This is a genomic window from Streptomyces sp. NPDC059718, assembly GCF_042733315.1.
Classification (GTDB): domain Bacteria; phylum Actinomycetota; class Actinomycetes; order Streptomycetales; family Streptomycetaceae; genus Actinacidiphila.
Genome location: NZ_JBHWGA010000109.1, coordinates 1 through 7,762 on the forward strand (window position 1 = coordinate 1; position 7,762 = coordinate 7,762).

General features: G+C 68.4%; 6 protein-coding genes. 2 read left to right on the top strand and 4 right to left on the bottom strand.

The window, feature by feature from the left end; translation table 11 throughout:
- Positions 1 to 111: 111 nt before the first annotated feature.
- From ACFV3E_RS46095 to ACFV3E_RS46105, 3 genes are read right to left on the bottom strand one after another with little or no spacing between them, the layout of a single operon-like run.
- Complete coding sequence (locus ACFV3E_RS46095) at positions 112 to 1,221, bottom strand: glycosyltransferase family 4 protein (RefSeq protein ID WP_500542469.1); 1,110 nt, start codon at positions 1,219 to 1,221, stop codon at positions 112 to 114.
- Complete coding sequence (locus ACFV3E_RS46100; RefSeq protein ID WP_500542471.1) at positions 1,218 to 2,603, bottom strand: hypothetical protein; 1,386 nt, start codon at positions 2,601 to 2,603, stop codon at positions 1,218 to 1,220. Before ACFV3E_RS46100 ends, ACFV3E_RS46095 begins: the two co-directional genes overlap by 4 nt.
- A gap of 45 nt (positions 2,604 to 2,648) precedes the next feature.
- Entirely contained in the window at positions 2,649 to 3,905 is a 1,257-nt protein-coding gene (locus ACFV3E_RS46105; protein ID WP_500542473.1) for a nucleotide sugar dehydrogenase, read from the bottom strand.
- 30 nt (positions 3,906 to 3,935) lie between these two features.
- On the opposite strand from ACFV3E_RS46105, the gene ACFV3E_RS46110 reads away from it, so the two are divergent.
- The gene (locus ACFV3E_RS46110) at positions 3,936 to 4,709 is read left to right on the top strand and encodes a glycosyltransferase family 2 protein (RefSeq protein ID WP_500542475.1); all 774 of its coding nucleotides are present in this window, start codon (positions 3,936 to 3,938) and stop codon (positions 4,707 to 4,709) included.
- Between the two features lie 131 nt (positions 4,710 to 4,840).
- On the opposite strand, the gene ACFV3E_RS46115 is transcribed toward ACFV3E_RS46110, so the two are convergent.
- A complete protein-coding gene (locus ACFV3E_RS46115) occupies positions 4,841 to 5,740 on the bottom strand; it encodes a TauD/TfdA family dioxygenase (protein WP_500542477.1) in 900 nt (299 codons plus the stop codon).
- A gap of 392 nt (positions 5,741 to 6,132) precedes the next feature.
- Between ACFV3E_RS46115 and ACFV3E_RS46120 the strand changes: the two genes are divergently transcribed.
- Complete coding sequence (locus ACFV3E_RS46120) at positions 6,133 to 7,443, top strand: NsdA family TPR-like regulatory protein (protein WP_500542479.1); 1,311 nt, start codon at positions 6,133 to 6,135, stop codon at positions 7,441 to 7,443.
- Positions 7,444 to 7,762: the final 319 nt, after the last annotated feature.

Genomic DNA, 7,762 nt, shown 5'->3' on the forward strand with positions numbered 1-7,762 from the left:
CCGCCGCCATCTGGCACAACCACCACACCGGACAGAGCGTCCTACGTTCCCTGACCGCCTACGACCACTAGCCCTTGGAATCGATCATCTAGTGGTGCAAGAGCTGCAGGATTAGGAAGTGAGGCGGAGCGTCAGTTCCCGAAGCTGGCGGCCGGTGGCAGTGATGTCGTATCGGCGCGCGTTCCTGAGAGCTGCCGTGTTCAAGGCCTTGCGTAGGTTGAAGTCCCGGCCCATCTGGTTCAGGGCCACGGCCAGCGAGTGCGGGTCGCCAGGAGCATAGGGAACGCCGGCGCCCCCGAGGATCTCTCTCACACCGGGAAGATCGGAGTAGGCAACTGGGAGTCCGTGGGCCTGGGCCTCAATGAGGACGAGCCCGAAAGCCTCCAGACCCCTGGTGGTGAAGACAAAGGCATCGAAGCTCGGCAGACGCTGCCACAGCTCGGCGCGGGGCAGGAACGGATCAAACTGCACCCGGTCCCGGAGCCCGAGTTCGATGGCCCGCTGTTCCAGGTGCTCCCGCAGGGCTCCTTCGCCGATCACGGTCAAGTGGTGCGGCTGATCGGTCAGGGCGAGGGCGTCGATGGCGGTGACCGTGTTCTTGTTGTCGTCCAGTCGACCGGCGTGCACCAGCGACAGCGGTCCGGGTCCGGTGGGCGGTTGCTCACGTAGCCGGGCATCGCTCAACCGGATGCCCCACGGGACGACCGTGAGTCGATCGGTGTATCGGTGTCCGGTGAGATCGTCGATGCGGTCAGCGAGGGCGGAGGTCGGAACCACGATCGCGGCGCTTGCGGCAGCGACCACATTCAGGCTCTCGCGTTCCGATGTGTCGCGCTCGGCCGCCATCACCTCGGGGCCGTGGGTGATGGAGATGATCGGGATGGTGCCAGCAGTTCGGGCGAACGCCAGGCTGAGCGCGAACCCGAGGTACTGGGCGTGGATGACGTCCGGCCTGGCCTTCTCGATGAGCGCACCGACTTCGCGCGTCAACTCGTCTACGTAGGGGGCGAAGTCCGGGCCCTGGGGGCGTTTCGTGGTGGAGAGGGCGATCAGCTGATCGAACGCAGCCTCCCACGCCTGATCGACCGGCGCCCTGCCCAGGAAGGTCGTGTGGATGTCGGGCATTGCGGCGTAGAGATCGTTGACGAGGATCATGCTCCCGGACGAAGGCGCCGCAGTGCGGTTGATGCCGGTCAGGACGCTCAGGATCTTGCCGGTCATGCGGACACTCCATTCATGGATGACCGCAGGGGCGGAACCGGGGATCCGGCTCCCAGGGCCAGCCCGACTCGCGAGTCATCGATGGCGATCGGCCTGTCGCGCTGACGGGGTGGCGCCCACCACGACGCCAGGTGCGGCATGAAGACGACCGTGACCTCCTCGGCCGGATGCACGTAGCCCTTACCGTCCAGTTCTGCCGTCCATACCCTGACCGCCGATCGCGGGTAGACGGGATTTACCCCAATTTCTCCCTTGGGAAGGACTCCGTTGAACGGGGTGGGGATCCCCTCGCCATTCCAAAAATCCCATGCCTCCAGCGCCTTGGCCTTCTCGAAGACGTGGTAAAGCTGCTGGTAGCGAGGCATGTACCGGATCTCGCGGAAGATCATCTGGCCGATCAGTCCGGGCACGACTTCCCGGAGCGTGCTGAGATCGATGTCCTGGAAGCCGACCGCTGCCGCGTCCTGGGACGGGTCCAGCGCGGTCCGGGCGAACAGGTGCGACAGTCGCTGTCGGACGTACTCGGCGACTCCCGCCGCGAGGGCCGGTTCGATGCCGTCGACGAGCTCGACGAGCCGGTGATGGCGCGGATTGAAACGGGCCAGGTCGAACAGCGCGTCCATGCCGTCCACGGCGGCAAAGGCGAGGCGCTTGTAGAGCCAGTTGTTCAGCTCTCCCGCCTCGGCGTAGGCCTTGGTCTCCGGAGTAGCGGAGTGGAGCATCAGGTATTCGGACACGACCTCGAAATACAGGTAGCCGAGGAACGGCACGCCGCTCACGGCGGCCGACAGGTCGTCGATGAACTTCAGTGCTGGCGTGGCGTGGCCGGTGGCGTTCCGCAGCGCAAGGTCGAGGAACGGGGCGGCGGTACGCAGGCCGGCCACCATGGTGTGGTCGAGCTGGTCGTTCTCGGCTGGGGTGAGGAAGCTCTGGTAGCGCTGGTAGGTACGCAGGTGGATAGCGCCGAGGTGCAGGTAGTCGACGCCCTTGGGCGGGATCGGGGCGTCCGGGGTGACCTCGACGATCAGGGGCGTGGCGGAGGGTTTGGTCCGCAGCAGGTAGGCGCCGAGGTTGTGGGGGCGCAGTCCCTCGCGCTGGCTGGTGAGAGGTGCGCAGTACAGGGCCCCGACCAGGCATCCGGTGGAGACGTGCAACTGCCGGCTGGTGCGGATGGCGTCGATGCTCCTGGTGGTGTGCAGCAGGTGCATCGGCCTGCCGCTGGCGAGTGCTTCGCTCATCGCGTTGTGCCGGATCAGCCAGCCGTTGGGGGTTGAGCTCAGGTGGTGGCGCCAATCGCTCTCGCTCTCGGCCAGCGAGGCGGGCATGTGGCGCTGCGCGGGCACGGTGAAGTCCGTGTGGGCGTGTTCCCATTCGGCGCGCAAGAGAACTCCCTGGGAGGAAAGGACGGATCGGCAGCGGTCGGGGGGCTAGAGGGTCTCGACGTTCGGTCCGGACAGGCGGTTTCGGCAGTCGAGGACGTAGGACGCGCTCTCCTCGATCACTGCGAGATCGAACCGTGCGTGGTCCATGAGGAGCACCACGGCGTCGGCGGCCGCGATCTCCTGCGCGTTCGCGTCGACCAAGGGCACGTTGAGCTTGGTGTGGTCGCCGGCCGGGACGTTGGGGTCGGCGCCGCGGACCTTGGCGCCGAGGTTGATCAGGAGTTCGGCAACACGTGCCGACGGCGACTCGCGGAGGTCGGTGGCGTTGATCTTGTAGGTCATGCCGAGCAGCAGGATCCGGGATCCGCTGATGGGCATGCCGCGCTTGGCCAGTGCTTCCGTCAGACGCCGGACGACGTAGTCGGGCATGTGGCGGTTCACGTCGGCAGCGAGCTCCACGAACCGGCAGGGGACGCCGAGCTCCTGCTTGACCTTCCAGCTCAGGAACATCGGATCGACGGGCAGGCAGTGCCCGCCGACTCCCGGCCCCGGGGTGAACCGGGTGAAGCCGAAGCCCTTGGTCGCCGCGGCGTCGATCGCCTCCCAGATGTTCACGCCGAGGGAAGCCGCCAGCGTCGCCAGCTCGTTGACCAGGGAGATGTTGACGAACCGGAAGGTGTTCTCGATCAGCTTGGCCATCTCGGCAACCTTCGTCCCGGACACCGGGACCGTGGTCTGGAAGATGCCGTCATAGAAGCCCTTGATCGCATCGAATGAGGGGCCGTCGATGCCGGACACCAGTTTCGGCGTCCCGTCGAACGACCACCTCGCGTTCCCCGGCGCGATGCGTTCCGGACTGAACCCGGCCAGGAAGTCCCCGGCTTTCAGGCCCGAGGCCTTCTCCAGGATCGACAGCAGCAGTTCCTCGGTGGTGCCGGGATAGGTCGTGGACTCCAGGACCACCGTCGCGCCGGGTCGGAGGTGCTCGCCCAGCGTCCGGGCGCAGGACTCGATGTAGGTCAGGTCGGGCACGCCGTCGTCCCGCAGCGGGGTCGGCACGGTGATCAGCGCGATGTCGAAGTCGGCCAGCGCGGCGGCGTCGGCGGTCGCGGAGTAGGCCCCGGTGTCCAGTACCGTGCGGAGGCGTGCGGAGGTGACGTCCTCCACGTACGACTCGCCCGCGGTGAGGCACTTGATGCGGTCGGGGTCCACGTCGTAGCCGACGACGCGGTGGCCGACCTCGGCGGCGCGCACGGCGAGCGGCAGTCCCACGTAGCCTTGGCCGGCGACAACAACATCCATGACGACTCCATCTGGGTAAGGAGCACCGCTGTGCCCCTGGTTTCTGTGGTGATGCCGGTACACAATTCGGCGGCCACGCTCGGGACCTCAGTGAGGTCGGTGCTGGCGCAGACCCATCCCGATCTCGAGCTGCTGATCACCGACGACGGGTCCACGGACGACTCGATGGATCTGCTGAAAGAACTGGCCCAGCAGGACGAGCGGGTCCTGCCGGAGGCAGCGGCACAGCAAGGGGGCGCGGCCCGGGCTCGGAACCTGGCCATTGAGCGGGTCCGGGGCGACTACATCGCGTTCCTCGACAGCGACGACATGTGGCTGCCGACGAAGCTGGAGAAGCAGCTCGCCTTCGCCGCAACGGCCGGCACGCCGCTGACGTTCACCTCCTACTACAAGGTCGACGCCCTGTACGCGGGCGAGGCCGCCGACTTCGTCGCGAACGAGCGTGTGGTGTGGGCACCGGAGTACGTGGACTACAGCGCGATGCTGATCCATGACCACATCGGCGCCCTGACCGCCATGTACGACCGCAGGGTGGTCGGGACCAGGTTGATGCCGGACATGCCGAAGAGGCAGGACTACGCGCTCTGGTTGTCGATCATGCGGGATGGGACTCCTGCGCGGGCGCTGCGGGAGCCGTTGGCGCTGTACCGGGCGCAACGGGCCGGGTCGCTCTCCTCGAACAAACTGTCGCTCATCCCGTACAACTGGGACCTGTACCGCCGGCACGAGCACCTCTCTGTGGTCCGGTCGGCCCGGGCTCTGGCCGGGGCGGCCTGGCACTCGGTGCGGAAGTCGCGCATCTAGCACCCGTTCACGACCTACCTCGGGGTCCGTTCCGGGCGGTGCCCGACCGGGCCCCGCCCCATGGCCGTGCCGCGTGTTCCGGCGGCCGGACTGGGGGCGGGACTCGGTGGGTCACCGGCGCTGTCCGTCGGCTACGCGGCCGAGCCGTCGCCGGCCCGCTCGCGCAGGAACAACTGCAGGAGCAGCCGACGCTCGGCAGCGGGGACGGTCTCCTGCCCGCTGTGGAGCGGCTCCCGGCCGTGCAGGAAGCACCGCTGGTTCACGATGAGGTAGTCCCCGGCCTGGAGCATGAAGGAGAGCTGGCCCCGGACGAGCTCCTCGGCGAGCTCGCGGGCGGCGTCGGCGTGCGCCTTGCCGAGCTGGGACCGCTCCAGCATCTTGGCGGTGAACCGGACGAACCCCACTCCCGGGTCGGAGCCGTCCAGGATCGGGAACGGCTTGCACTCCTCGCCGACGCCGTGGAGGTCGAAGAACGTCCCGTAGTGGTAGGCCGACTCGGCCAGGAGGGCGCGGCTGTTCTCCGGCAGCCGTGCCACCGCGGCGTGGGGGTCGGACAGGATGCTGGGGCCGCCACCGAGCGGGTCGGGGCGCACGCACAGGAGCGTGGTGTACTCCGGGGGCCGGGTTGCGTTCACCAGATCCATGTGGAAGGCGTTGTAGCCGGTGCCGCTGGACTTGCCGGGGTCCTTGTCAACCTTGACCCCGATGTCCTTCCACTCGGGCCACCGCGGGAAGGGCGAGAAGGGCACGGCCACCTCGGCCGCGATCGCCATCGCCAGCCGCCGGAACCGGTCGCCGGTCCCCAGGGCCTTGGCGAGGTTCCCCAGGCGCAGCACGGCGTAGCCGCCGCCCTCCCCGGTCAGCGCGTGGCGCAGGGCCACGACGGTCTCCTCGAACTGCGGGGCGGCCGTCAGCTCGGCCCGGTACTTCTCCATGGTGGACTGCGCCAGGAACGCCCCGTCCAGTTCCCAGGGCGGCAGAGAACGGCCCATCAGATCGGCTTCGAGTTCGCGCGGGAGGTCGATGTGCACGCTGAGTTTCCTTCCCTCGTGGGGTTCTCGGGCTCTCGTTCGGGTGCTGCTGCTGTCGCCGCCGCGGAAGGCGGTCCGACAGCGGGTTGGTCTGCTCGTCACCGCCGCGCGGCGTCGGCCGACGGTTGTGGGACGGGCGTCTATTGCCGGAAGTGAGGCGAGTGATAACTCGCTAGAATTGGATCTCCGCCCGGGGCGTTTCCGGGTCGCTATTTGTCCGTCAGAAATGGGAGCGGAGTCCTCTCTCCTGTCACGCAGACCGCTCCCGCATCATCTGACAGTTCGATTTTCGGTCAACTGTGCTACCTGGTCGAGAGATTGCCGGGAGTCCCGCGGGAGTCCCGCCCTTTCCGCCGCTACGCTGACATCACGTCCGGTGATTGGATTTCGTCGTGGACGAGCGCACCGACCATCCATTGGCTTACGCGCGGCTAGCGCGCGGCATGACCCGCGTCGACCTGGCACAGCAGATCCGCATGGCCGCACGCGTGCGTGGCCTGCGCTCCGGCGTGGACAAGCAACGCATCCGCAAGTGGGAGACAGCTGGGGTCACCCCGGACCGCGACTCGCAGACCTACATCGCCGCTGCCCTCGGCATCCCGGTGAGCGTCGTCGACACCGGAACGTGGCCGCAGTGGCTGCACGGCACCAGCTCAGGCGTGACACCGCTCGGCCCCCACAGCACCGTTCCCGCCCTCCGAGAGGCTCTGTCCGCCATGGATCGCCGCATCTTCCTGACCGTCTCCGGCGCCGCGCTCACCGCCCTCGCCGCCACCTGGGCCACCGGCGACACCCGGGCTACGGCCGAGACCCCCTCAGGTAAGCCCGTCGGAGACGAACTGGTCACCTTGCTGGAACAGACCAGCGCGCAACTCAACAGCCTCCCCACCGAGCAGCGCCAGCACATTCCGTCCCTGCTGCACGCCCACCTCGCAACCGTGACCGACCTGATCGAGAACGGCCGGTACCCCCGACGGGTGGGCCTTCGCCTCCATGCCCTGGCCGCTTCCCTGTCGCAGACCGTCGCCTGGCACGCCTTCGACACCGCCGACCACCCCAGGGCCGCAAAGTTCTGGATCGCCGGCCTGCACAGCGCCCACGCTGGCGGTGACCGCGACATGGGCGCCGCTCTCCTCGGCGACCTCGCCTACCAGGCCGCGTGGCGTACCGACCACAGCACCGCCGCCGGAATCCTCGAGCACGCCCTCACCCGCACCGACCATCCCGCAGCCCGGTCCTTGCTGAACCTACGCCTCGCCCGCACCCTGGCCGTACAGGGCGAACGCCGTGCCGCCCTCGGGTCGCTGGACGCTGCCGAAAAGCTGCTCAACGCTGCCTCCGGCCGTGAACGGCCCGCTTGGTGCTCCTGGCTGTCCGAAGCCGACCTCGCCGTTGACTCCGGCCAAGCCTTGCTCGACCTCGGCGACACCGCCCGCGCCCACCACCTCATCGGCGAGGGCCAGGCCCTGCTGCCCGCCGCCCGCGATAAGACACGCGGGGTCTTCCTCGCCTACCGGGCCGAAAGCCATCTCAACCTGAAAGAACCCGAGCTCGCCGCGGCGGCCGCCCGGGAGTCCCTCCAGCTCGCCCGCCGCATTGGCGCCCCCCGCTGCGTCCAGCTCGTCCAGGACCTCGTCCCCGCTTTCCGCAGCTACCGCGGAGCCGAAGGCGTCCCCGAACTGCTCCACCTCGCGGCAAGCTGACCCCCCCCGGACGGGAATTCCAGGCCCATCGGCGGACAGCTTCACGCGAACTTCAACCGGCGCCCATTCCGGGACGCGAAAGCTGTGGCCGCGCCATTTCGCCAGACGAACGTGCAAGCACCGCGGAAGTCGCCGCGAGTTCCCACCAGCAGGCGGCCTTCCTAGCGTGAGGGGCGTCCCCATAACCCGGGGACCTCACCCACCGGAGGAACCATGCGCCCGAACCGCATCCGCCCCAACCGCCGCCCGAACCGGGGCCGTCCGCTCCGGGCCGTCCGCCCCAACTGAGCGACACGCTCTCCCCTGGTCAGAAGGCGGC

Excerpts from the sequence above, each read along its gene's own strand:
- ACFV3E_RS46095 (WP_500542469.1), bottom strand. The coding sequence starts at position 1,221 with ATGACCGGCAAGATCCTGAGCGTCCTGACCGGCATCAACCGCACTGCG.
- ACFV3E_RS46105 (WP_500542473.1), bottom strand. The coding sequence starts at position 3,905 with ATGGATGTTGTTGTCGCCGGCCAAGGCTACGTGGGACTGCCGCTCGCC.